At 66.9% G+C, this 22,243-nt stretch carries 26 protein-coding genes; 9 read left to right on the top strand and 17 right to left on the bottom strand.

The features are described from left to right. Positions 1 to 40: 40 nt before the first annotated feature. Positions 41 to 325 (top strand): DUF2218 domain-containing protein, encoded by a 285-nt coding sequence (locus LCM15_RS16710; protein ID WP_224858399.1) that lies wholly within the window; start codon positions 41 to 43, stop codon positions 323 to 325. 265 nt (positions 326 to 590) lie between these two features. Here LCM15_RS16710 and LCM15_RS16705 read toward each other — a convergent pair whose 3' ends face one another. After that, positions 591 to 2,033 carry a cobyric acid synthase gene (locus LCM15_RS16705; protein WP_224858397.1) on the bottom strand — a complete coding sequence of 481 codons (1,443 nt, stop codon included), beginning with the start codon at positions 2,031 to 2,033 and terminating at the stop codon, positions 591 to 593. Between the two features lie 7 nt (positions 2,034 to 2,040). Next, positions 2,041 to 2,463 (bottom strand): Fur family transcriptional regulator, encoded by a 423-nt coding sequence (locus LCM15_RS16700; protein ID WP_007796574.1) that lies wholly within the window; start codon positions 2,461 to 2,463, stop codon positions 2,041 to 2,043. A gap of 409 nt (positions 2,464 to 2,872) precedes the next feature. Between LCM15_RS16700 and LCM15_RS16695 the strand changes: the two genes are divergently transcribed. From LCM15_RS16695 to LCM15_RS16685, 3 genes are all read left to right on the top strand, one after another. After that, a complete protein-coding gene (locus tag LCM15_RS16695) occupies positions 2,873 to 4,027 on the top strand; it encodes a phosphoserine transaminase (RefSeq protein WP_224858395.1) in 1,155 nt (384 codons plus the stop codon). A gap of 113 nt (positions 4,028 to 4,140) precedes the next feature. Continuing rightward, on the top strand, positions 4,141 to 5,736 hold the full coding sequence (serA, locus tag LCM15_RS16690) for a phosphoglycerate dehydrogenase (RefSeq protein ID WP_224858393.1): 1,596 nt from the start codon (positions 4,141 to 4,143) through the stop codon (positions 5,734 to 5,736). A gap of 164 nt (positions 5,737 to 5,900) precedes the next feature. Beyond that, complete coding sequence (locus LCM15_RS16685) at positions 5,901 to 6,620, top strand: metallophosphoesterase family protein (protein WP_224858391.1); 720 nt, start codon at positions 5,901 to 5,903, stop codon at positions 6,618 to 6,620. Here the strand turns inward: LCM15_RS16685 and LCM15_RS16680 are convergent. From LCM15_RS16680 to ffh, 14 genes are all read right to left on the bottom strand, one after another. Continuing rightward, a complete protein-coding gene (locus LCM15_RS16680; protein ID WP_224858389.1) occupies positions 6,567 to 8,321 on the bottom strand; it encodes a SulP family inorganic anion transporter in 1,755 nt (584 codons plus the stop codon). The genes LCM15_RS16685 and LCM15_RS16680 overlap by 54 nt on opposite strands. A gap of 266 nt (positions 8,322 to 8,587) precedes the next feature. Beyond that, positions 8,588 to 8,809 carry a 50S ribosomal protein L31 gene (gene rpmE / locus LCM15_RS16675; protein WP_224858388.1) on the bottom strand — a complete coding sequence of 74 codons (222 nt, stop codon included), beginning with the start codon at positions 8,807 to 8,809 and terminating at the stop codon, positions 8,588 to 8,590. A gap of 11 nt (positions 8,810 to 8,820) precedes the next feature. Then, positions 8,821 to 9,204 (bottom strand): 50S ribosomal protein L19, encoded by a 384-nt coding sequence (gene rplS / locus LCM15_RS16670; protein ID WP_224858387.1) that lies wholly within the window; start codon positions 9,202 to 9,204, stop codon positions 8,821 to 8,823. Positions 9,205 to 9,436: 232 nt separating this feature from the next. Next, the gene (trmD, locus tag LCM15_RS16665; RefSeq protein ID WP_224858386.1) at positions 9,437 to 10,252 is read right to left on the bottom strand and encodes a tRNA (guanosine(37)-N1)-methyltransferase TrmD; all 816 of its coding nucleotides are present in this window, start codon (positions 10,250 to 10,252) and stop codon (positions 9,437 to 9,439) included. 46 nt (positions 10,253 to 10,298) lie between these two features. Continuing rightward, complete coding sequence (locus tag LCM15_RS16660) at positions 10,299 to 11,345, bottom strand: hypothetical protein (protein WP_224858384.1); 1,047 nt, start codon at positions 11,343 to 11,345, stop codon at positions 10,299 to 10,301. 208 nt (positions 11,346 to 11,553) lie between these two features. After that, positions 11,554 to 12,354: a hypothetical protein gene (locus LCM15_RS16655; RefSeq protein WP_224858382.1), complete on the bottom strand. Its 801-nt coding sequence runs from the start codon at positions 12,352 to 12,354 to the stop codon at positions 11,554 to 11,556. Beyond that, positions 12,351 to 12,872, bottom strand: coding sequence for a ribosome maturation factor RimM (gene rimM, locus LCM15_RS16650; protein ID WP_224858380.1), 522 nt, complete (start codon positions 12,870 to 12,872; stop codon positions 12,351 to 12,353). Before rimM ends, LCM15_RS16655 begins: the two co-directional genes overlap by 4 nt. Positions 12,873 to 12,932: 60 nt before the next feature. After that, positions 12,933 to 13,778 carry a MipA/OmpV family protein gene (locus LCM15_RS16645; RefSeq protein WP_224858378.1) on the bottom strand — a complete coding sequence of 282 codons (846 nt, stop codon included), beginning with the start codon at positions 13,776 to 13,778 and terminating at the stop codon, positions 12,933 to 12,935. A gap of 131 nt (positions 13,779 to 13,909) precedes the next feature. After that, on the bottom strand, positions 13,910 to 14,284 hold the full coding sequence (gene rpsP / locus LCM15_RS16640) for a 30S ribosomal protein S16 (protein ID WP_224858376.1): 375 nt from the start codon (positions 14,282 to 14,284) through the stop codon (positions 13,910 to 13,912). A 50-nt stretch (positions 14,285 to 14,334) separates the two neighbouring features. Beyond that, positions 14,335 to 14,640 (bottom strand): chorismate mutase, encoded by a 306-nt coding sequence (locus LCM15_RS16635; RefSeq protein ID WP_224858374.1) that lies wholly within the window; start codon positions 14,638 to 14,640, stop codon positions 14,335 to 14,337. Next, positions 14,633 to 15,235, bottom strand: a complete 603-nt coding sequence (locus LCM15_RS16630) for a GNAT family N-acetyltransferase (RefSeq protein ID WP_224858373.1) — start codon at positions 15,233 to 15,235, stop codon at positions 14,633 to 14,635. The genes LCM15_RS16635 and LCM15_RS16630 overlap by 8 nt, the downstream gene beginning before the upstream one ends. Then, positions 15,232 to 15,762 carry a GNAT family N-acetyltransferase gene (locus LCM15_RS16625; protein WP_224858371.1) on the bottom strand — a complete coding sequence of 177 codons (531 nt, stop codon included), beginning with the start codon at positions 15,760 to 15,762 and terminating at the stop codon, positions 15,232 to 15,234. Before LCM15_RS16625 ends, LCM15_RS16630 begins: the two co-directional genes overlap by 4 nt. After that, complete coding sequence (locus LCM15_RS16620) at positions 15,759 to 16,292, bottom strand: GNAT family N-acetyltransferase (protein WP_224858369.1); 534 nt, start codon at positions 16,290 to 16,292, stop codon at positions 15,759 to 15,761. The genes LCM15_RS16625 and LCM15_RS16620 overlap by 4 nt, the downstream gene beginning before the upstream one ends. Before the next feature lie 4 nt (positions 16,293 to 16,296). Continuing rightward, on the bottom strand, positions 16,297 to 17,805 hold the full coding sequence (gene ffh / locus LCM15_RS16615; RefSeq protein ID WP_224858367.1) for a signal recognition particle protein: 1,509 nt from the start codon (positions 17,803 to 17,805) through the stop codon (positions 16,297 to 16,299). A 474-nt stretch (positions 17,806 to 18,279) separates the two neighbouring features. On the opposite strand from ffh, the gene LCM15_RS16610 reads away from it, so the two are divergent. The 3 genes from LCM15_RS16610 to LCM15_RS16600 all read left to right on the top strand — a co-directional run bounded on the left by LCM15_RS16610 (position 18,280) and on the right by LCM15_RS16600 (position 20,505). After that, entirely contained in the window at positions 18,280 to 18,516 is a 237-nt protein-coding gene (locus LCM15_RS16610; RefSeq protein ID WP_224858365.1) for a hypothetical protein, read from the top strand. Positions 18,517 to 18,748: 232 nt separating this feature from the next. Next, positions 18,749 to 19,630 carry a LysR family transcriptional regulator gene (locus LCM15_RS16605; RefSeq protein ID WP_224858363.1) on the top strand — a complete coding sequence of 294 codons (882 nt, stop codon included), beginning with the start codon at positions 18,749 to 18,751 and terminating at the stop codon, positions 19,628 to 19,630. Between the two features lie 26 nt (positions 19,631 to 19,656). Then, a complete protein-coding gene (locus LCM15_RS16600) occupies positions 19,657 to 20,505 on the top strand; it encodes a DMT family transporter (RefSeq protein ID WP_224858427.1) in 849 nt (282 codons plus the stop codon). Here LCM15_RS16600 and LCM15_RS16595 read toward each other — a convergent pair. Further along, positions 20,492 to 20,851, bottom strand: a complete 360-nt coding sequence (locus tag LCM15_RS16595; protein ID WP_224858361.1) for an ArsR/SmtB family transcription factor — start codon at positions 20,849 to 20,851, stop codon at positions 20,492 to 20,494. The two genes, LCM15_RS16600 and LCM15_RS16595, sit on opposite strands and share 14 nt — an antisense overlap. A 249-nt stretch (positions 20,852 to 21,100) precedes the next feature. On the opposite strand from LCM15_RS16595, the gene LCM15_RS16590 reads away from it, so the two are divergent. Next, positions 21,101 to 21,448: an AtpZ/AtpI family protein gene (locus LCM15_RS16590; RefSeq protein WP_224858359.1), complete on the top strand. Its 348-nt coding sequence runs from the start codon at positions 21,101 to 21,103 to the stop codon at positions 21,446 to 21,448. Beyond that, a complete protein-coding gene (locus LCM15_RS16585; RefSeq protein ID WP_412103298.1) occupies positions 21,438 to 22,232 on the top strand; it encodes a F0F1 ATP synthase subunit A in 795 nt (264 codons plus the stop codon). The genes LCM15_RS16590 and LCM15_RS16585 overlap by 11 nt, the downstream gene beginning before the upstream one ends. The last annotated feature ends 11 nt before the right edge of the window (positions 22,233 to 22,243 follow it).

The raw sequence follows: 22,243 nt of genomic DNA, 5'->3' as shown, positions 1-22,243 counted from the left end.
GCTGTAGTTGACCTAAATTATCAACTTTTGGAGGCCCGCGATGACCCTGCACCAAACCGGCACGTTCCAGACGCCGAACGCGTCGAAATACCTTCAGCAGCTCTGTAAGCACTTCGCGCACAAGGTGGCGGTGGAGTACGACGAAACACAGGGGCGCGCCGCGCTGCCGGCGGGGCCGGCGCGTCTCAGCGCCAGCGCCGAGGCGCTGCAGGTGGAGATCAGCGCCGAGACCGAAGAGGGCCTCGCGCGCGCGCGCTCCGTCATCGACGACCACCTCAAGCGCTTCGCCTTCCGCGAGGGGTTCGAGGGCATGAGCTGGGCCTGACCGGGCGGCAGCGGACGGCGGGCGGGGCGGGCCATGCGGCCCGCGCCTGTTCTGTCTCTCTTGAGGTCTTAGCGGGACACGCATCGTCGCGGTGATGAGGGCGTCGCGCCGGTTTTTTCGGTGCGACATCGTCGCCGCGGCTGTCGTCGACTCCCGGAGGGTCAGGCGAGACGCCTTGATGCTGGCTGACGTGACGAGGGCAGGGGGGGGCCGCTCCGGTCATGGCAAGGCCGTGTGGGGCGGCGCGTCCGCGCCGTCCGGGTCGCTAACGCGCCAGCGCCAGCAGGCCCGTCACGTCGAGATGGGCTTCCATGTGCTCGGCCAGCCCGTCGAGCACCGCCTCGACTGTGCTGTCGTAGCGCCCCGCACTCTGCACCCCGAAGCCCGCAAGCCACGCCGCGCGGAAGCCGTCGTCGCGGAACATGCCGTGCAGGTAGCTGCCCGCGATGCGGCCATCGGGGGTCGCAGCACCTTCCGGCTGCCCTGCGACATGCGCGAAGGGCCGGGCGCGATCCGGGCCGTCGCTGCGGCCGATATGGATCTCGTAGCCGCGGAATGCCCGACCGGTCGCCGCATGGGTGGCTCGGGTCTCGGTGAGGCGCTTGTCGCCGGTCATCACCGTGTCGATCTCGAGCAGGCCGAGGCCCTGCGTCGTGCCGGGCGGCCCTTCGATCCCCTCGGGATCGGCGACGCTGCGGCCAAGCATCTGGTATCCACCGCAGATCCCCAGCACATGCCCGCCGCGCCGGACATGCGCGGCGAGGTCCACGTCCCAGCCCTGCGCGCGCAGGAAGGCGAGGTCGCCGCGGGTCGACTTGCTGCCGGGCAGGATCACCAGATCCGCGTTGCCGGGAATGGCGCGTCCCGGCCCCAGCATGGTGAGCCGCACTCCGGGCTCCTGCGCCAGCGGGTCGAGATCGTCGAAGTTGGCGATCCGCGACAGCGCGAGGCAGACCACGTGCAGCCCCTCGGTCCGACGCGGAGTATGGATGTCGACCGCGTCTTCGGCAGGCAGCTTCCACGCGTCCGGGAACCAAGGCAGGGTGCCGAAGCCGGGCCAGCCGGTGCGGGCCTCGATCATCCGGAAGCCGTCGTCAAAGAGCCTGAGGTCGCCGCGGAAGCGGTTGATGAGGAAGCCCTTCACCATCGCGGCATCGTCCGGGTCGAGCACCGCCTGCGTGCCGACGATCTGCGCGATCACGCCGCCCCGGTCGATATCGCCGGCAAGCACCACTGGCACTTGGGCGGCGCGGGCAAAGCCCATATTGGCGATGTCGCGCGGGCGGAGGTTGATCTCGGCCGGGCTGCCTGCGCCCTCGACGATCACCAGATCGTGCCGGGCGCGGAGCCGGGCGAAGCTTTCAAGCACCGCCCCGAGCAGGCGGGGTTTCAGCGCGCCGTAATCGCGCGCCTCGCTGGTCGCGACCCGCTTGCCCTGCACCACCACCTGCGCGCCGGTGTCGGTCTGAGGCTTCAGCAGCACCGGGTTCATGTCACACTGCGGCGCCAGCCCGCAGGCCAGCGCCTGCAGCGCCTGGGCGCGACCGATCTCGCCGCCATCGGCGGTCACGGCGGCATTGTTGGACATGTTCTGCGGCTTGAACGGCGCCACGTCGAGGCCGCGCCGCCGGGCGGCCCGGCACAGCCCCGCGACCAGCAGCGACTTGCCCACGTTGGAGCCGGTGCCCTGGATCATCAGCGCGGTCATGGCGAACTCAGGCGTCGGGTTTGCGACGGGCGCGGATCAGGGTGTGCTGGCTGACGATCTCGTAGCCCAGTCGCGCTACCAGCTCGGCGCGCAGGCGGTTGATCTCGTCGCTGGTGATCTCGATCACCTCGCCGGTGTCGATGTCGACAAGGTGGTCGTGATCGGCAGAGGGCATGACCTCAAAGCGGGCCGGCTCGTTCTCGAAGCTGAGCCGCTGGATCAGCCCCGCCTCCTCGAGCGCCGAGAGCGTGCGGTAGACGGTGGCGAAGGAGACCGAGCCATCGATCTCGCGGGCACGGGTGAAGACCTCGTCGGCATTGGGATGGTCCTGCGCCTGCATCAGGATCGACAGCACGCGCAGACGCTGCTGCGTCACGCGCAGCCCCGCGGCGCGTAGCGCCTCGGCGAAGTCGGTTGTTTCCGCAGTCATGCGACCTGTCCGTTGCCCTGAGTGGCCCTCTTTGTATCGCCGCAGCGCTGGGCTTGCAAGAAAAGGCCGGTGCGCGGGCCGGTGATTCGCGGCGTCCGCCCATGGTCGGAGGCGCCTGTGACGGGCCGGACGTGTGGCATAGGGCCGAAATCGCATGTCGCAAAGCTGCACCGATGCGCCGGTTTCGGCCCCGTGCCGCCGGCCGTGATTTCCTTGGGGAAACGCGTGTTTCGTATGGGCGCCGGCGGTTTCCCCGGCGCGGCATTCGGCACCGGGATCGGGGTCGCCGCCGCGATATCCCTCACAATCGGCAGAAAGATTTGCTTGCTTTGTCGGATGGAGGGGCGTAGCTCCAGCGGCGGGACACCCCTCCCCAACGAGGGGCATCTATCTGGAAGGTTAGGCAGATATGGCTACCAAGCACCCGTCCACGCGGCCGGCAAACCCGCGTTTTTCTTCTGGCCCCTGTGCCAAGATCCCCCAGTATTCGCTGGACATGCTCGCCGACGCTCCGCTCGGCCGCTCGCACCGTGCCAAGGTCGGCAAGGACAAGCTGAAAGCGGCGATCGAGGGCACCCGCGAGATCCTCAACATCCCCGCTGACTACCAGATCGGCATCGTGCCGGCCTCCGACACCGGCGCCGTCGAAATGGCGATGTGGTCGATGCTCGGCGCCCGCAAGGCCACCATGGTGGCGTGGGAGAGCTTTGGCGCAGGCTGGGTCACCGACGTGGTCAAGCAGCTCAAGATCGACGCCGAGGTGAAGACCGCCGATTACGGCGAGATCGTCGACTTCGCCGAGATCGACTTCAACACCGACGTCGTCTTCACCTGGAACGGCACCACCTCCGGCGTGCGTGTGCCGAACGGCGACAAGATCCCCGCCGACCGCGAGGGCCTGACGATCTGCGACGCCACCTCGGCGGCCTTCGCGCAGGACCTGCCGTGGGACAAGCTCGACGTGACTACCTTCTCCTGGCAGAAGGTGATGGGCGGCGAAGCGGCTCACGGGATGCTGATCCTCAGCCCGCGCGCCGTCGAGCGTCTGGAAAGCTACACCCCCGCGTGGCCGCTGCCGAAGATTTTCCGCCTGACCAAGGGCGGCAAGCTGATCGACGGCATCTTCCGCGGTGAAACCATCAACACGCCGTCCATGCTTGCGGTCGAGGACTACCTCGTGGCGCTCGAGTGGGCGCGCAAGATCGGTGGTCTGCCTGCGCTGATGGAGCGCGCCGACACCAACGCCAAGGTGCTCTGGGATTTCTGCGACCGCAACGAATGGATCGCCAACCTCGCGGTGGACCCGGCGACGCGCTCGAACACCAGCGTGTGCCTCAAGTTCACCGATGACCGCATCGCGGATGGCGCGGCCTTCGCCAAGGCGGTGGCCAAGAAGCTCGAGGATTACAACGCCGCCTACGATGTCGGCGCGTATCGCGATGCTCCCGCCGGCCTGCGCGTCTGGTGCGGTGCCACCGTCGAGGCGTCGGATGTCGAGGCGCTGACCCTCTGGCTCAAGTGGGCCTTCGAGGACGTGCTCGAAGCGCAGACCGCGACCGCGTGATCCAAAAGGGTGGGCGATGCGCCTACCCGACCCCCCAAGAATACCTGAATGACAGTGCGGAGCGGGCCGGAGCGCCCACCGTGTTCTCTCATCATATCCAAAGGACAAGCCCAATGGCCCCCAAGGTTCTCGTTTCCGACAAGCTTTCCGAAACCGCCGTGCAGATCTTCCGCGACCGCGGCATCGACGTTGATTTCATGCCTGATCTCGGCAAGGACAAGGACAAGCTCGCCGAGGTGATCGGCCAGTATGACGGCCTCGCCATCCGCTCGGCCACCAAGGTGACCCCGACCATCCTCGAGCACGCCACCAACCTCAAGGTCGTGGGCCGCGCCGGCATCGGCACCGACAACGTCGACAAGGAAGCCGCCTCGAAGAAGGGCGTGATCGTGATGAACACGCCGTTCGGCAACATGATCACCACCGCCGAGCACGCCATCGCGATGATGTTCGCCGTGGCCCGCCAGATCCCCGCCGCCGACGCCTCGACCCAGGCCGGCAAGTGGGAGAAATCGCGCTTCATGGGCACCGAGCTGACCGCCAAGACCCTCGGCGTGATCGGCGCCGGCAACATCGGCGGCATCGTCTGCGACCGCGCCCGCGGCCTGAAGATGAAGGTCGTGGCCTACGATCCCTTCCTGTCGGAAGAGAAGGCCGCGCAGATGCAGGTCGAGAAGGTCGAGCTCGACGAGCTGCTGCGCCGCGCCGATTTCATCACCCTGCACGTGCCGCTGACCGACGGCACCCGCAACATCCTCTCGAAGGAGAACCTCGAGAAGACCAAAAAGGGCGTGCGCATCATCAACTGTGCCCGTGGCGGTCTGGTCGACGAGGCCGCTCTGGCCGAGCTGATCAAGTCGGGCCACGTGGCCGGCGCCGCCTTCGACGTGTTCGCCGAGGAACCCGCCAAGGAGAACCCGCTCTTCGGTCTGCCGAACGTGGTCTGCACGCCGCATCTCGGCGCCTCGACCACCGAGGCGCAGGAGAACGTCGCCCTGCAGGTGGCCGAGCAGATGTCGGACTATTTGCTCACCGGCGCCGTCAGCAACGCGCTCAACATGCCGTCGGTGACCGCCGAGGAAGCCAAGGTCATGGGCCCGTGGATCAAGGTGGCCGAGCATCTCGGCGGCTTCATCGGCCAGATGACCGAAGAGGCGGTGAAGGCGATCAACATCACCTATGACGGCGAGGCCGCCACGATGAACCTCGAGGCGCTGAACTGCGCGCTGATCGCGGGCATCATGAAGGCCAGCAGCCCCGAGGTGAACATGGTCTCCGCGCCGGTCATCGCCAAGGAGCGCGGCATCCAGATCGCCACCACCCGTCAGGAGCAGTCCGGCGTGTTCGAGGGCTACATCAAGGTCGCCGTGACCACCGAGAAGCGCGAGCGCTCGATCGCCGGCACCGTGTTCTCGGATGGCAAGCCGCGCTTCATCCAGATCAAGGGCATCAACATCGATGCCGAGGTCGGCGAGCACATGCTCTATACCACCAACGAGGACGTGCCGGGCATCATCGGCAAGCTCGGCACGATGCTGGGCGAGCACAAGGTCAACCTCGCCAACTTCACCCTCGGCCGCTCGGCGCAGGGTGGTGAGGCCATCGCCATCGCCTATCTCGACGAGGCGATGGATGCCTCGGTGGTCGATGCGCTCAAGGCGACCGGCCTGTTCCGTCAGGTGAAGCCGCTCGAGTTCGACGTGGTCTGATCCCCGTCTCTGCCGGACACCGCACGCAGCGCCGCCCCTCGGGGCGGCGTTTTGCGTTCTGGCGGGGGAGGGCTGGCAATGATCAGCGCTAACATTTTCCGGAGGCCCGGTTGCGCTGCGCTGCGGCAGGCGGCATCTAGAAGGGGACGAAAAGGACCCACATCATGCACCCCATTTTCGCGATCGGCGATATTCACGGCCAGATCGACGAGCTCAACAAGGCGCTCGACCTCACCCAGAAGGACGAGGCCGCCGGCGCTCCCACCGTGTTTCTCGGAGATTTCGTGGATCGCGGCCCCGACAGCCGGGGCGTCATCGACCTTCTGATGCAGGGGCAGGCCGAGGGCCAGCCCTGGACCTGCATCATGGGCAACCATGATCGCTTCCTGCTGCGCTATCTCGAGAACCCGGCCTATCAGGATCCGCAGGTCAGCCGCCCGCTGCTCTATACCGACCCGCCGATCGGCGGCGACAAGACGCTGGCCTCCTACGGGGTCGACATGGACCCGCGCCGCAGCGCCGAGGAGATCCACGCCGACGCGCTTCAGGCTGTGCCGCAGGCACATCGCGACTGGGTCGCCGCGCTGCCGAGGATGTACGAGACCGAGGAGCAGATCTTCGTCCATGCCGGGCTGCGCCCGGGTCTGCCGCTCGACCAGCAGGTCGAGGACGACCTGGTCTGGATCCGCAAGCCGTTCCTTGAGCACACGGGCGATTTCGGACGGCTCGTTGTGCACGGACATACCGCGCTCGACCTGCCCCAGATGTATTCCAACCGGCTCAACCTCGACGGCGGCGCCGGCTACGGGCGGCCGCTCCTGCCTGCGGTGCTACTGGGCCGCGAGGCCTTTCTTCTCGGCCCCTTCGGACGCGCCCGGCTTTAGCGCACACCACGCGTCATACTGCGACAGGAAGACCCGGCCCGAGAGGTCGTGCAGGAGGTGTGAGCGTTGCAGCCGGTCCATCACCGGCCCCTTCACCTCGGTCAGGTGGAGGGTGATGCCCTGCTCGGCAAGGCGGCGGTTCAGCTCCTCGAGCGTCTCGAGCGCGCTGTGGTCGACCTCGTTCACCGCGGGGAACATCAGCACCACGTGGTCCAGATTCTCGCAGTCCGCCACCCGGCCAAGCACGTAATCCTCGAGAAAGCGCGCGTTGGCGAAATAGAGGCTCTCGTCGACGCGCAGGGTCAGCACGCCGGGCAGGGTGTCGACCTTGTGGCGCAACACGTTGCGGAAGTGCTGCGTGCCCGGCACCAGCCCGACCTCGGCCACGTGCGGCTTCGAGGTCTTGTAGAGATGCAGGACGATCGACAGCAGCACCCCCGCCGACACACCGACCTCGACCCCGGCCAGCAGGGTCAGCACGATGGTGGCAGAGACGGCGGCGAAGTCGACCCGGCTGTACTCCCATGTCTTCTTCAGGATCGAGAGATCGACGAGGCTCAGCACCGCGACGATAATGGTGGCGGCCAGCGTCGCCTGCGGCAGGAAAAACAGCAGCGGCGTGAGCAGCAGCGTCGCGATGGCGATGCCCACGGCGGTATAGGCGCCCGCGGCCGGGGTCTCGGCGCCGGCATCGAAGTTCACCACCGAGCGCGAGAAGCCGCCGGTGACCGGGAAGCCGCCCGAGAGCGCCGAGGCGATGTTCGAGGTGCCAAGCCCGATCAGCTCCTGATCCGGGTCGATGCGCTGACGGCGCTTGGCGGCCAGCGTCTGGGCGACCGACACCGACTCGACGAAGCCGATGATCGAGATCAGCACCGCCGGCAGCAGCAGCGTCCGCCACATCGACAAGTCGAAGGACGGGGCCGAGAGCGGCGGCAGCCCGGTCGGCACCGCGCCCACCAGTCTCACACCGTGTTCGCCAAGACCGAAGGCCCAGGCGGCGAGCGTGGTCACCGCTACCGCCGCGACCGGGCCGGCCTTGGCAAGGATGTCGGCCAGGCGCGGCCCGAGGCCCGCCTTGCGCAGCAGCGGCTTCAGTCCCTTGCGCACCCAGAACAGAAAGGCGGTGGCCGAGACGCCGATCCCCAAGGTGATCGGATTGGTGTCGCCGATATGCCGGGCAATCGAGATCCCCAGCTCGACCAGCGTGTGCCCGCCCGCGTCGATGCCCAGGATGTGCTTGAGCTGCGAGGCGGCGATCAGCACACCCGAGGCGGTGATGAAGCCCGCGATCACCGGGTGCGACAGGAAGTTCGCGAGAAAGCCCAGCTTCAGGATGCCGATCAGCGTCAGGAACACGCCCGAGAGGAAGGCCAGCGTGATGGCGGCCAGCGCGATGTCGCCGGGGGTGGAGAGGCCGAGCTGGCCTATCGCGGTGGCGGTCATCAGCGAGACCACAGCCACCGGCCCCACCGCCAGTGCTCGCGACGTGCCGAAGATGGCATAGGCCACCAGCGGCAGGATCGAGGCGTAGAGCCCCATTTCGGGAGGCAGGCCGGCCAGCAGCGCATAGGCAAGGGATTGCGGGATCAGCATGATTGTCACGATCACCGCCGCCACGAGATCCGAGGTCGCCGTGTCGCGGGTGTAGACCCGTGCCCAGCTCAGGATCGGAAGATAGCGAAAGAGCGCCTTGGGCATGAAAGCTGTCCTGCAAATCGGTGGCACAGACGGCGATTGAGATCGTCGCCGTGGTCGCGCCGAATATATTCAGTATGCAGAATTTGTGAAGGGGGAAACGGAATAAGCGTGTGCCTGTTTCCGAGCGGGTGGGAAATCCGTCTCGGACCAATGCCGGAGGCGGAAGGATATTCCTCCGCGTCCATGGCAGAGCCTCCCAAGCGCTCGCCAGAAACGAAAAACGCCGCCCCGAGGGACGGCGTTTCGCGATACCGAAAGGCGTGGGCTCAGAAGCCGAGGCCTTCGTATTTCTTCTTGAACTTCGACACGCGGCCGCCGGTGTCCATGAGGCGCGAGTTGCCGCCGTTCCATGCCGGGTGCACGGTCGGGTCGACGTCGAGCGACAGGGTGTCGCCTTCTTTGCCCCAGGTGGTGCGGGTCTGGTAGATGGTGCCGTCGGTCATCTTGACGTCGATGACGTGGTACTCGGGGTGGATGCCCTTTTTCATGACGTCGCTCCTTATGCGTCGGCGCCGGCGAGCGGCTTGTAGTTGGTGTCTTCCGCGATACGGGCGGATTTGCCACGACGCGCGCGGAGGTAGTAGAGCTTGGCGCGACGGACGCGGCCGCGGCGCACGACGGTGATCGAGTCGATGTTGGTCGAGTACAGCGGGAACACACGCTCCACGCCTTCACCGAAGGAAATCTTGCGAACGGTGAACGAACCCGCGATGCCCGCGCCGTTCTTGCGGCTGATGCAGACGCCTTCGTAGTTTTGCACACGGGTACGGGTGCCTTCGGTCACCTTGTAGCCGACGCGCACGGTGTCGCCGGGCTTGAAGTCGGGGATGTCTTTCCCCAGGGCGGCAATCTGTTCCGCCTCGAGCTGTGCGATCAGATCCATCTGACCTTCTCCTTATTCTTCACGGTTTTCCCGCGGGTGATGTCCTGGGCAGAGCTGTGCAGGCACAGATGCGTCGGCTGTTCTTTGTTTTGTGGCGGCGCGCTGCGGCAGGTCTGCCGGCAACCCGGTCACCAATATCAGACGGCCCCGAGTCGCCCCGAAGCCGTGAATGCGCCCTGTTAAGCCGCCTCGGCCCGCAAATCAAGGCATTTCGGCGCGAACGGAGCCTGGCTCAGCGCTTGTTTTTCGGGCTCTCGGACAGCGCCTGTTCATGCGCCTCCCAGAGGTCGGGACGCCGGGCCCGGGTGATCTCTTCCGACTGCTGGCGGCGCCACTTCTCGATCTCGCCGTGATGGCCCGAAAGCAGCACCGGCGGGATCTCGTGGCCCTGCCATTCCGCGGGGCGGGTGTATTGCGGATGCTCGAGCAGCCCGTGCGAAAAGCTCTCTTCCTCGATCGAGTCGGCATTGCCGAGCACGCCGGGCAGCAGGCGCACGGTGGCGTCTAGCATGGCCTGCGCGGCAAGCTCGCCGCCGGTCAGCACGTAGTCCCCGAGCGAGACCTCCATGACGCCGTAGTGATCGAGCACGCGCTGGTCGAGGCCCTCGAAGCGGCCGCAGATCAGCGTTACGCCCGGAGCCTGCGCGAGCCGGCGCGCCATCGGCTGATCGAAACGGCGTCCCCGCGGGGACAGGTAGATGATCGGCGCGGCGCCCGAGATCTTGCGGCGCGCGGTCTCGAGGGCGCGGCCCATCACGTCGGGGCGCAGCACCATGCCGGCGCCGCCGCCCGCGGGGGTGTCGTCGACATTGCGGTGCTTGCCCTCGCCGAACTCGCGCAGGTTCACCGGATCGAGCTGCCAGATCCCGTCCTGCAGGGCCTTGCCGGTCAGCGACAGGCCGAGCACGCCCGGAAAGGCCTCGGGGAAGAGGGTGATGACCTGCGCGGTCCAGGCGCGGGCCAGCGCCGGGCGGTCGGTCATCAGCTCGCGCGGCTTGAGGCTCGGGCGGATGGTCTTGCGACCATGGGATTTGGGTGTCTCGCTCATGCGCTTCCTGTAGCCGCAGCGGCGGGACGGCTCAAGCGGCGTGCGGTCACTCCATCTCGATATAGTGCTCGAGGCGCGGCGGTGCGGTCAGCCGACCGGTGCGCAGATCCCAGATGTCGCGGGGGCGCGCGGCGGTGCCGTGATACGCGACGAAGATATCGTCGGGTTCCGGCCAGCGCGGGTCACCGGTCTGCTCTGCGAGCGTATCGAGCTGGGCCGAGAGCGCCGGTGCCGCATGGCTCGCCGCATCCTCGGGCGCCAGTCCGATCGTACGGCTGGTATAGACCCCGGCGTTCCAGCTCCGGATCACGGCGCGCACCCCGTCGAGCCAGTCTGTCTCGCCGCTGCGCAGGGCGATGGTGAGACGGTCTGCCTCGGCGACGCGGCTGAGATAGAGCGCGACGCTGGCACGCTCGCACCCGACCTGCCGGGCGCACCAGAGCGCGGCGCTCGCTTGTGCTGGGTCGGCGAGGTCGTGCTCCGCGATCACCTTGTGCCACAGGTCGGGATCCGGCGCAGCGAGCGCGCGCAGGGCGTCGACGAGCGGGCGGTCCTGCGCGGCGGCGGATTGCCTCGCCCACATGGCGGAGGTGGCAAGGAACGCGGCTCTTTGCGCTTCGAACCGCGCATGGTGCGCGTCGATCTCGCGGATGCGGTCGCGGATGGCGAGCACCGCATCGGGTTTGCGAAAGCGCTGCGCCAGTTCGCCGGCCCGGCAGCAATCGGCCGAGATCAGCTCTCGCAGCAGCCACAACGACTGCAGCTGCCTCTCGTCGAGCTGCTCCACCGCGTCGGCGTGCCACGACGTCATGATGCGCCGGAACACCCGGCTGCGGGCCTGGGCGGGGGACTCGGGTTCATGCGGAACCACGGGGTCCCGCCGCTCCTCCGGTGCCGTGAGCCAGGCGGCGAGATCCGCGCGCAGCCGGGAGAGGGCCGGAAGGTCGGAGGGCGGACGGCGGCACGCCGCAGGCGTCAGAAGCGTCGGCGTCGGGGCCGCAGCCGCGCGTGGGAGGAAGCGGGGAAACTGAGCGAGGAACAGGGCAAGGAAGGTTGCCAAACCGATGCTCGAGAGGAACGTGAGCTGCATCATGACTGCAGCCTCCGCACGTCTGACGGACCAAAAATGATCAGGGTTGAAGCTGTCGGGACGCACGACAAATACGCGCGATGAATCGCCGGGACCATAAAACGCCCCCTTTTTACCAATGAACAATCTCAAATCGATTCTCATTATGGCAAATTATTGCCGGTCGTGGGGAGACTTTTTGATCCGTTTACCTTTTAGTAACGATTACGGGTCATTGGCCCTGTTCGTTCGCGATTCTGCGCAGCGCTTTCTTCGCCTCGCGCAGGTTTTCCTCGCTGAGCGCGCTGCGGTTGAGCGCCACGAACACCTCGTCGAGCCCGGCCACCGGCTGAGCATTGACCGGCGGCAGCATCGTCAGCGCCGCCCGGATTTCGGGGTCCAGCGCGATGAGGTCGAGCAAGGGCGACAGCGGCCCCTCCGGTCTGTCGCGGCTGAGGTCGAGCGATTCCGACACCACGCGCGCCGGGGAGACCGCCTCTGCAACCGCTTCGACGGTCTGCATCAGATCTGTGGCAACCTCGGGGCGGGCGGCGTAGCGATCAAGATCGTCGGTCAGCCGGGTGCTGCGCAGATTCTGCCACCAGGTCGAGCGCAGCCAGGTGTCGCTGTCCCGGGTCGAGAAGAAGAATACCAGATCGAGCGAATCCCCGAACCGGTGGCGCGCGTTCTCGGCGATCACCGACATGATCTGCGGCGCGGCGTGATAGCCGGGATGGCGCCGGCGGCCGGGCAGGTGGCCCGACAGGTCTTCGGAGGACATCAGAACCGGCCGCGGGTCGTCGCGCGCGATGCGACGAAAGAAGCGCATGGCGTAGCGCCCCACCGCACTGAGCGCCTCTTCGCTGTCCGGCGCGGCGCAATAGGCGCGCGTGGCATCGGTCAGGCCCTCGAAATCCGCCTTGAGATAGACCCGCAGATGCGGCGCGAGCAGCGCGCGATTGGCGCGGAGGGTGCTCTGGACGCTGGTGGTCCCTGTCTTGTGAAAGCCTGCATGAATGACCACGCGGGTCATTCGAGCAGGCCCTCCGGCGGGTCGGCGACGATGCGCCCCGAGGCCAGGTCCACGGTCGGCACCGCCTCGCGGGTAAACGGCAGCAGCACGGTCTTCGGCTGGCCGGGCATCGTCAGTTCGAGCAGGTCGGTGGATCCGTGGTTGAGCACCGCCTTGACCCGGCCAAGCTCGACGCCGCCGGTGTCATAGACCGCAAGGCCGATCAGGTCGGTGTGGTAGAACTCGTCATCGGGCAGGGCAGGCAGCCTGTCGCGCGGGGCATAGAGCCCTGTGCCGCGAAGGGCGTCGGCCTCTTCCTTGCTGCGCACCCCAGAGAGACGGGCGGCAAAGCCCCCCTTCACCGGGCGGGTGATCTGCACCTCGAAGCTGCGGCTGCCGTCTTCGGTGGTCAGCGGCGCATACTCGGCCAGCGCCTCGGGCTCGGCGGTGAAGCTCTTGAGCCGCACCTCGCCGTTCACCCCGAAGGCGCCTGCAATCGTTCCGACACAGATAGTTTCGCTCACACTGGCCTCGCTCATGCCCGGTTCACCGCGCCACTGGATAGACCACAGCCGCAACGCTTGGCAATCGACGCCGGCTCAGAAGTTGAGGCGGACCACGCGGATGACACCGAAGCGCACGCTCCACTGATCCTGCGCGCCGTCGTCGACGATCGGGCTGTCGGCGGCGTCGTTGAGCAGCGAGCGATATTCCACGCCACCCTCGAGGCCCCAGTCACGATTGATCTGGTAACGGGCCACGAACTCGGCCCCGGCGCCCAGCAGGCCGCCATCGGCATCATAGGCCGGGCGGTCGCCGGTGGCCTCGGAGGCGGAGACGCCGAAATAGGTGTCGGCCACCTCGTCGTTGCCCCAGTAGAGCCGCGGGCCCATGCTCAGGCGCCAGTCGCTGGTGGGGCGGGAGATGAAATCGAACCCGGCTTCACCGACCCAGCCCTCATGGCCGCCAAACCCGCGGCGCACGTCGGCATAGGTGCGGTAGTTCTCGGCGGTGTAGCCGACGCCCATGCCCAGCTCGACCGTGGCATCGATATCGTCCATGCCATCGAGGTCGTCATATTCCGAGGCGTCGCGCTTGCCGATGTAATCGAACGAGCCGTGCACGTCGAAGCCGCGGAAATCGTTCCAGGCGTCGCTGTCGCCGAAATCCAGACCGTCCGAGAGGCGCAGGCCGTGGAACCGGAAGCCCAGATCCGGGGTCACGCCGTATTCGTCGGACCCGAGATACTTGGGCTCCATGCCGACGCCGCCGCGCAGGCTGAAGACGAAGCCCCGCTGACGGGTGCCCTGGGTCGAGAACGTCGCCTCGGAGGCGGTGGCGTCAGCGGAGGTGTCGAGCAGCGATGTCGCCTCCTGCGCGCTCACCATGGCGGGCGCGGCAAGCAGGGCAAGCGCAAGGGCTGTGGCTGTGCGAAGGCGTGTCATCGGGCGGCTCCTGTCTGGGGCGATGCGATTCGTAGTGTAGCGCCTTTGAGTCTCTTTCCTACTGCGGGAAAACAAAAAAAGCGCAGCGGGGGGTGCCCCGCTGCGCCTGTGTTGCCGAAAGGCCGCCGAAATTACTCGGCGGAGGCCTCTTCGGATGCCTCGGCAGCTTCGGCGGCCTTGGCAGCGCGCGCTTCGGCGCGCTCCTGAGCGGCCTTGCCCGGCTTGGCTTTGTTGGGGTTGTTGCGGGTCTTCTTCTCGGTCACGCCGGCGGACTCGAGGAAGCGCGCAACGCGGTCGGTGGGCTGGGCGCCCTGGCCGAGCCAGTACTGCACGCGCTCGATGTCCATCACCACGCGGCGCTCGTCATCCTTGGCGAGCAGCGGGTTGTAGGTGCCGAGCTTCTCCACGAAGCGGCCGTCGCGCGGCATGCGCGAGTCGGATGCCACGATGGCGTAGTGGGGGCGCTTCTTGGAGCCGCCGCGGGCGAGACGAATCTTGATGGCCATTTCAGTTTCTCCTTATCAAATGGCGTTGAGTCGTGCCGGTTGGGCCGGCCTTACGATTGGTGTTGTTCGTGGTGCTTGATGACTTCCTGAATGACGAAATTCAGGAATTTCTTGGCGAAGTCGGGGTCGAGGTCCGCCGTCTCCGCAAGATCCTGCAGCCGCGCGATCTGCTTTTCTTCTCGCGCGGGGTCGGAAGGGGGCAGGTCGTGTTGCGCCTTGAGGACGCCCACGGCCTGGGTGTGCTTGAACCGCTCGGCCAGCGTGAAGACGAGGATCGCATCCAGCCGGTCGATGCTTTCGCGGTGTTCCTTGAGCAGCGCTGAAGCGCGTGCCACCGGATCATGGGTCTCAGTCAATGGCCCAGCCTTTCGGTTTGAACAGGGGATCCTGGAAATTCGCGATTTCCATGTCGATGCCGTGGGCGAGCTGCGTGCCGCGCAGCGCCGCCGGGGCGGGATGACGATAGACCGCGTCCGAGCCGTCGATCGAGGGCGCCTCGGCGTCCTTCGTCGCACCAAGCCGTTCCGCGAGGCGGATCGAGTCGAGGTTCTTGGGGTCGATATAGCTGACCGCGGTCTCCCAGCCCTTGTCCTCGTAGAAATGCGCGCGCACGCGGTGGGTGGCCTCGAGCGCAAAGCCCTTGCCGGCCTTGTCGGGCCAGATGATCCACGCGATCTCGCGCTCGGGCCATTTGGCCGGGCACCAGCCGCCTGCCATGCCGACGGTCTCGCCGGTGTCGCGCTGGTGCACCATCCACATGCCGTAGCCGCGGATCTCCCAGTGGCCGATCTCGGCGGCGTAGAGCATCCATGCCTCGTACGCGTTGAGCGGCCCGCCCATGAAGCGCGAGCGATACGAGGCGAAGGTCGCCTTGAAATCCGGGTAGTCCTGCGGCTCGGGCGCGCGCAGCACGAGGCGGTCGGTTTCGAGCACGGGCACGTCGACACTCATCCCAGCACCTCATCGGGGCCGGGATGGCGATAGAGCATGTCCTCGCCCATGCTGTAGTTCATGTAGGTGCGCTCGTAGGTGGCGCCCATGCGCTCGGCCAGTGCCACCGAGCGGGTGTTGCCCGGCACGATGTTCGAGGTCAGCGTGGTCAGGCCGAGATCCTCGTAGGCGTAACGGCGCACGCGTTCGGCGGCCTCGCGGGCGATGCCGCGGCCCTCGAAGCCCTCGAAGACCACCCAGCCGATTTCCGGCTCGGGCCAGCCCTCGGGGTTCCAGATGCCGGAGATGCCGGCGGGGGTGCCGGTCTCTTTCAGCTCGATGGTGAAGTAGCCGTAGCCGCGCAGTTGCCAGTGGCCGATATTGAGCGCGAACCAGCGCCACGCGTCGCCGCGATGGTCGTAGCCGCCGAAACCGTCGGCGCGTTCGCGGTCGAGCAGGAAGGCGATCATCGGCTCGGCATCGGAGGGCTCCGGGCCGCGCAGGATCAGGCGCTCGGTCTCGAGGCGGGGGGCGTTGGGCACGATCATGCGTAGGCCTCCGGGCTGCCATCCGCATCGGCGCGGTGACGGTAGACCAGCGTCTCGGACGCGCTCTCCCCGTCGGGCCGTGGCGCGGTCGCGTCCGGCGTGGCGCCAAGACGCTCGGCCAGCGCGACGGAGCGGTCGTTGCCCGGGGTGATGTAGGAGACGAGCGTCTCGAAGCCGTTCTCCCACGCCCAGTGCAGTGCCGCCTGTGCCGCCTCGGCGGCATAGCCCTTGCCCTCGGCGCCCTCGAGAAGGGTCCAGCCGATTTCGGTCTCGGGGAAATGCGGCGGCTGCGACAGGCCGACCTGACCGACGAACGTGCCGTCCTTGGTTTCGATGCCCCAGTGGCCGAAGCCCCGCAGATCCCACATGCCCACCTCGGACGCGAACAGGCGCCACGCCTGCTTGCGCGGAAGCGGGCCACCCATGAAGCACGCGCGGTCGGTCTCGAACAGGTCGCAAAGCGCCTCGAGATCGGCCATCACGTGGCCTCGCAGGGTCAGCCGCGGGGTATGGAGGGCGGGGGCGGGCACGGGGCTACTTCTTCTTGCCCATGCCGCTCAGGCCGGGGGGCAGGCCGCCGGCGCCGCCCATGCCGGGCAGGCCGCCGGGCATCCGGCCGCCCATCGCCTTGGCCGCCTGTTCCAGCGCCTTGGGGTCCATCTGGTTGGGGTCCATGCCCTCGGGCATTCCGCCTTTGCCGAACATGCCCTTCATGGCCTGTTTCAGCATGCCGCCTTTGCCCATCTTGCCCATCTTCTTCATCATGTCGGACATCTGACGCTGCATCTTGAGCAGCTTGTTGAGATCCGACACTTCCATGCCCGCGCCCTTGGCGATGCGCTTCTTGCGCGAGGCCTGCAGAAGCTGCGGGTTGGCGCGCTCTTTCTTGGTCATGGAGTTGATGAGGGCGATCTGCTGCTTGAGGATCTTGTCGTCGATCCCCGCACCGTCCATCTGCTTGGCCATCTTGGCGGCACCGGGCAGCATCTGCATCATGCCTTCCATGCCGCCCATCTTGATCATCTGCTCGAGCTGCATCTTCAGGTCGTTCATGTTGAACTGACCCTTGGAGAAGCGCTTCATCATGCGCTCGGCCTGCTCGGCCTCGAGCGTCTGCTGCGCCTTCTCGACCAGCGCGACGATGTCGCCCATGCCGAGGATGCGGCCCGCGACACGGTCCGGCTCGAAGGTCTCGAGCGCGTCCATCTTCTCGCCGAGGCCGACGAACTTGATCGGCTTGCCGGTCACCGCGCGCATCGACAGCGCCGCGCCGCCGCGGCCATCGCCGTCCATCCGGGTCAGCACCACGCCGGTGATGCCGATGCGGGTGTCGAAGTTCTCGGCGGTGTGCACGGCGTCCTGACCGGTGAGGCCGTCGACCACCAGCAGCGTCTCGCGCGGGTTGGCGACGTCGCGCACCGCCTCGACCTGCGCCATCAGCTCCTCGTCGATCGACAGGCGACCGGCGGTGTCGAGCATGTAGACGTCATAGCCGCCGAGGCCCGCTTGGGTCTTGGCGCGCTTGGCGATGGCGACCGGGTCCTCGCCCTTGACGATCGGCAGCGTGTCGACGCCGATCTGGGTGCCGAGGATGGCGAGCTGTTCCATGGCGGCGGGGCGGTTGACGTCGAGCGAGGCCATCAGGACCTTCTTGCCGTCGCGCTCCTTGAGACGCCGGGCGAGCTTGGCGGTTGTGGTGGTCTTGCCGCCGCCCTGCAGGCCGACCATCAGGATCGGGGCGGGCGGGCTGTCGACGCGCAGCGTGCCCGGCTCGCCTTCGCCGGCGAGCACGGCGATCAGCTCGTCATGGACGATCTTGACGACCTGCTGGCCCGGCGTGACCGACTTGGTGACCGCGGCGCCGGTGGCCTTCTTCTCGACCGCCTTGATGAACTGCCGCGCCACCGGCAGCGAGACGTCGGCCTCGAGCAGGGCGACGCGCACTTCGCGCAGCGCGGTGCGGACGTCGTCCTCGGACAGCGCGCCCTGTTTCGTCAGCCGGTCGAAGACGCCGCCAAGGCGCTCTGATAGATTCTCGAACATGGGGCCGCTGGCCTCCCGTCTGTTGTCCTTGTGCCCTCCCGAGATAGGGGTGGCGGCGCGATGAGTCATCGGGGCAATGCAGAATGGCCCCCGTGGGCGCAACGCGCTGACGGAGGGCGATCCCGGGCAGACCCCAAGGGACCGGAGGCGCTATACGGCTTCCGGAGTCGCCCCGCGGATACGGCGTGCGGGCCTGCGAGTCAAGCTTTAGAGGCGGTGCGGGCGTGTGTGCACATGCGGCAATTGTCGAACCCGGCGGTTGTCGCGATGCGGCTGACGTTCTAGTTTGGGGTGCGGCGGCACTGGCACGCGGACACTGCTTCGAGGTTGGGCGTCGGACAAGGCAAACTGCGCAAAAATAGCACACGTGGTTATTTTGAGCGCGGAATGCTGCCGGTGCGAGAATTCAAGCTGGTTGATTCGGCTTTTTGCCGCTAAGGAACGTACGAGAAACGCTCATTATTGAGGTGAAGAATGAAACTTAAGTCCCTTATGACCTCCGCCGCCCTCCTCGGCATGGTTGCTTCCTCCGCAGCATACGCAGCTGGCCCGACCGCAGTCGTCGTGGAAGACGATCCCTACGCGCTGGCCGCACCGGCCGGTTCGTCGGCAAACGCCGGCACCGTTGCTGCCGTCGTCGGTGGCGCTGCCCTGATCGCGCTGATCGCGGCGTCCTCGGACGGCTCGTCCAGCAGCTCGTCGAGCGACTGAGCTTATTGCTGATCGGGCCGGGGTCTTTCAGGCCTCGCCGATACGAAAAAGAAATGCGCCCCGCTTGCGAGGGCGCATTTTTTTGTCGTGCATCGCTGATCTGGGATGCACCGTAGGTCTCTCCGGTCCTCTGCCATCGTGCTTCGAAATTCGCTTTTCATGACGCGCGCTTGCAACGCGGTCGCGGTTCGTACCATACCGGGGAGAGTGTGATCCGAAGCGTGGACTTTGAATGACCAACTGGGATGAGATCCGCACCGCCTACCAGGTGGCGCGACTGGGAACCGTCAGCGGCGCGGCCGAGGTTCTCGGCGTGCACCACGCCACGGTGATCCGGCATATCGATGCGCTCGAGGCGCGCATGGGCGTGAAGCTCTTTCAGCGCCACGCCCGCGGCTACACCCCCACCGAAGCCGGGCAGGATCTTGCAAGGGTGGCGCAGGCCACCGATGACCAGTTCCAGCAGCTCGCCGGCCGCATCAAGGGGCAGGGCGAGGGGGTCTCGGGCGAACTTCTCGTCACCTCCCTGATCAATTTCTCGCCGCTGATGGTCGGCGCGCTGCAATCGTTCCGCGAGGCGCATCCCGAGATCGTGGTGCGCTACCTGACCGGCACTCGGCTGTTCCGCCTCGAATATGGCGAGGCGCATGTGGCGCTGCGGGCCGGATCGGCGCCGCAGGAGCCGGACAACGTGGTGCAGCCCTTCGCGCGGCAGGCGGTGGCCCTCTTCGGGTCGCGCAGCTACATCGAGCGGCACGGCAAGCCCGACAGCGTCGAGGCGCTGCAGACCCATGATTTCGTCGGCTATGACGATCCCGATTCCCGCGCGCCCTACGCCATCTGGATGAAGAAGACCGTGCCGTTCGAGCGCGTGGTGTTCCGCGCCGAGGATGGCCGCGTGCAGCAGGAGGCGGTGCGCGCCGGCGCCGGGCTTGGCTTCATGTCCGAGCAGGAGGGGCGCGCCGATCCGGATCTGGTGCAGATCCTGCCCGCGCAGGAAGACTGGTCCTCGCCGCTCTGGCTGGTGACCCATGTCGACCTGCACCGCACGCCCAAGGTTCAGGCCTTCCTGAAACACCTCAAGGATTACGCGACGGAGCGGGGCCGGACGTGAGCCCCGCAAGTCAGGGCCACCTCGCGATGCTGAGCTTTTCGGCGCTCGTCGCGGGCTCCTTCGCCATTGGATCGCTCGCCGCGCCGCATATCGCGCCGACGGCGCTGAACGCGGTGCGCTTCGTGCTGGCGGGGCTGATCCTGTCGGGCGTGGCGGCGGCGAGCGGAAAGGTGACGCGGGCGTCGCTCGAGGCGCCATGGCGCTACCTCGTGCTTGGCGGACTGATGATCGGGTATTTCGTGCTGATGTTCGAGGGCCTGAAGACCGCCGCCCCGGTGAGCATGTCGGCGGTCTTTACCCTGACGCCGGTGATGGCGGCGGGCTTTGGCTGGCTGCTGATGCGGCAGCGTATGACCAGGCGCATGGCGCTTGCCCTCGCGGTGGGCGCCGTCGGAGCGCTCTGGGTGATCTTCGACGGCAGCCTTCAGGAGGCGCTGCGGTTCGGTGTCGGGCGCGGCGAGGCGGTCTACTTCGTCGGCTGTGCCGCGCACGCTATCTATGCGCCGATGGTGCGCAAGCTCAATCGTGGCGAGCCAGCGCTGGTCTTCACGCTCTGGACCAACCTCGCGGGTATGGTGCTGCTGCTGATCTGGGGCTGGCCGGCCCTGATAGCGACGGACTGGGCGGCGCTGCCGCCGATCGTCTGGATCACCATCGCCTACACCGCCGTGGCCGCAACCGCGGCGACCTTCGTGCTCCTGCAGTTCGCGGCCCTGCGCCTGCCCTCGGCCAAGGTCATGGCCTACACCTACCTCACACCGTCCTGGGTCATCCTCTGGACGCTGGCGCTGGGGCAGGGGGTGCCGCCGGCAATGATCCTCGTTGGCGTGGGTCTGACCGTGGTGGCGCTGTTGCTGCTTCTCAAGGACGAGTGACGCTCTCGCCCTCGGTCGCGTGACCGGTCCCCAGTTCCTCGGCGAGGAAACGCTCGAACGCGTCGAGGTTGACCGGCTCGACAAGCCCGAAGCCCACCATCCAGACCGAGGCCTCGCGCAGCGCGTCCGGCTCGAGTTTGCACCACTTCACCCGACCGCGCTTTTCCTGACTGATCAGGCCAGCCGCGGCGAGAAGGGCAAGATGCTTGGAGACCGCCGCGAGGGACATCTCGAAGGGCTCGGCCACGTCGGTCACCGCCATGTCATCCTCGAGCAGCATCGCGAGGATGCGGCGGCGGGTGGGATCGGCGAGGGCTGCGAAGACGGCGGAAAGCGTGTCGGTCATGGCGCCATAAGCGGTGCCGGCGGCGGCGGCGTCAAGCCGCTCCGGGCTATGCTCAACCGCGCAGTTGAATAAGGATATGCGCCGGTGCTGGCGCTAACTTGGCGGTAAGGCGGTCGCGCCAGCGCGGGTCTTGAAATAAAATAGGCGATATATCAGGCACTTACCCGAGACCCAGCTTCCGTTCACCAGTTCTTGACTCGGGGCGCCCCGCCGCATAGCAACATCGCGAAACTCCTTTTGGGATAAACCGTGAGCGACCCCGATCCGAAGCAGCAACTCGATGCGCTGGAGGCGAAGATCGCGGCGGCCAAGGCCGCCCGGGCAAGCGATAAGGTCCATCAGGAGGAACACCATTCCCAGGCGCAGCTCGCCTGGCGGATGGTCACGGAGATGGTTGCCGGTCTCGGGATCGGCTTTGGCATCGGATACGGGCTCGACGTGCTGCTCGGCACAACCCCGTTCCTCATGGTGCTGTTCACATTGCTGGGGATCGTGGCGGGTATCCGGGTGATGCTGCGCAGCGCCGCCGAAATCCAGCAGGCGCAACTGGCCAGGCAGGCCGGAGAAGACGAGAAGAGGGATCGCAATGGCGACTGAAGCAACGCACGGTGCTGAGATGGCCGGACACGGCGCAGAGAACGCCGCCGAAACGGGTGGTCTCGTCTTCCACCCGATGGACCAGTTCATCGTCAAGCCGCTGTTCGGCGATGGCGCGGTCGGCATGTTCACCATCACCAACGTCACCCTGTGGATGCTCATCGCGATCCTCGCGATCGTCGCTCTGATGGTGCTTGGCACCTCGCGCCGCGCGGTGATCCCCTCGCGCAGCCAGTCGGTCGCCGAGCTCGCCTATGGCTTCATCTACAAGATGGTCGAAGACGTGACCGGCAAGGACGGCCTCGTCTACTTCCCCTACATCATGACGCTGTTCATGTTCATTGTGATCGCCAACTTCCTCGGCCTGATCCCGATGAGCTTCACCACCACCTCGCACTTCGCGGTGACCGTGGTTCTCGCGCTCTGCGTCTTCATCGGCGTGACCGTGCTCGGCTTCGTCAAGAACGGCGCCTCCTTCCTGAGCCTGTTCTGGGTGTCGTCGGCGCCGCTGGCGCTGCGCCCGGTCCTCGCGATCATCGAGATCATCTCGTACTTCGTGCGCCCGGTGAGCCACTCCATTCGTCTTGCCGGCAACGTCATGGCAGGCCACGCGGTTCTCAAGGTGTTCGCAGGCTTCGCTGCCGTCGCCGCGATCTCGCCGCTGACCATCGTGGCGATCACCGCGATCTACGGGCTCGAGGTCCTCGTGGCCTTCATCCAGGCCTACGTCTTCACGATCCTCACCTGCGTCTACCTCAAGGACGCACTGCATCCGCACCACTGACGTAGCGGCGG

It is taken from the genome of Salipiger bermudensis (assembly GCF_020171625.1).
GTDB classification, from domain to species: Bacteria; Pseudomonadota; Alphaproteobacteria; order Rhodobacterales; family Rhodobacteraceae; genus Salipiger; species Salipiger bermudensis_B.
Note: the sequence above shows the minus strand (reverse complement) of the source record. Positions and strands in the feature narration are given on the sequence as shown.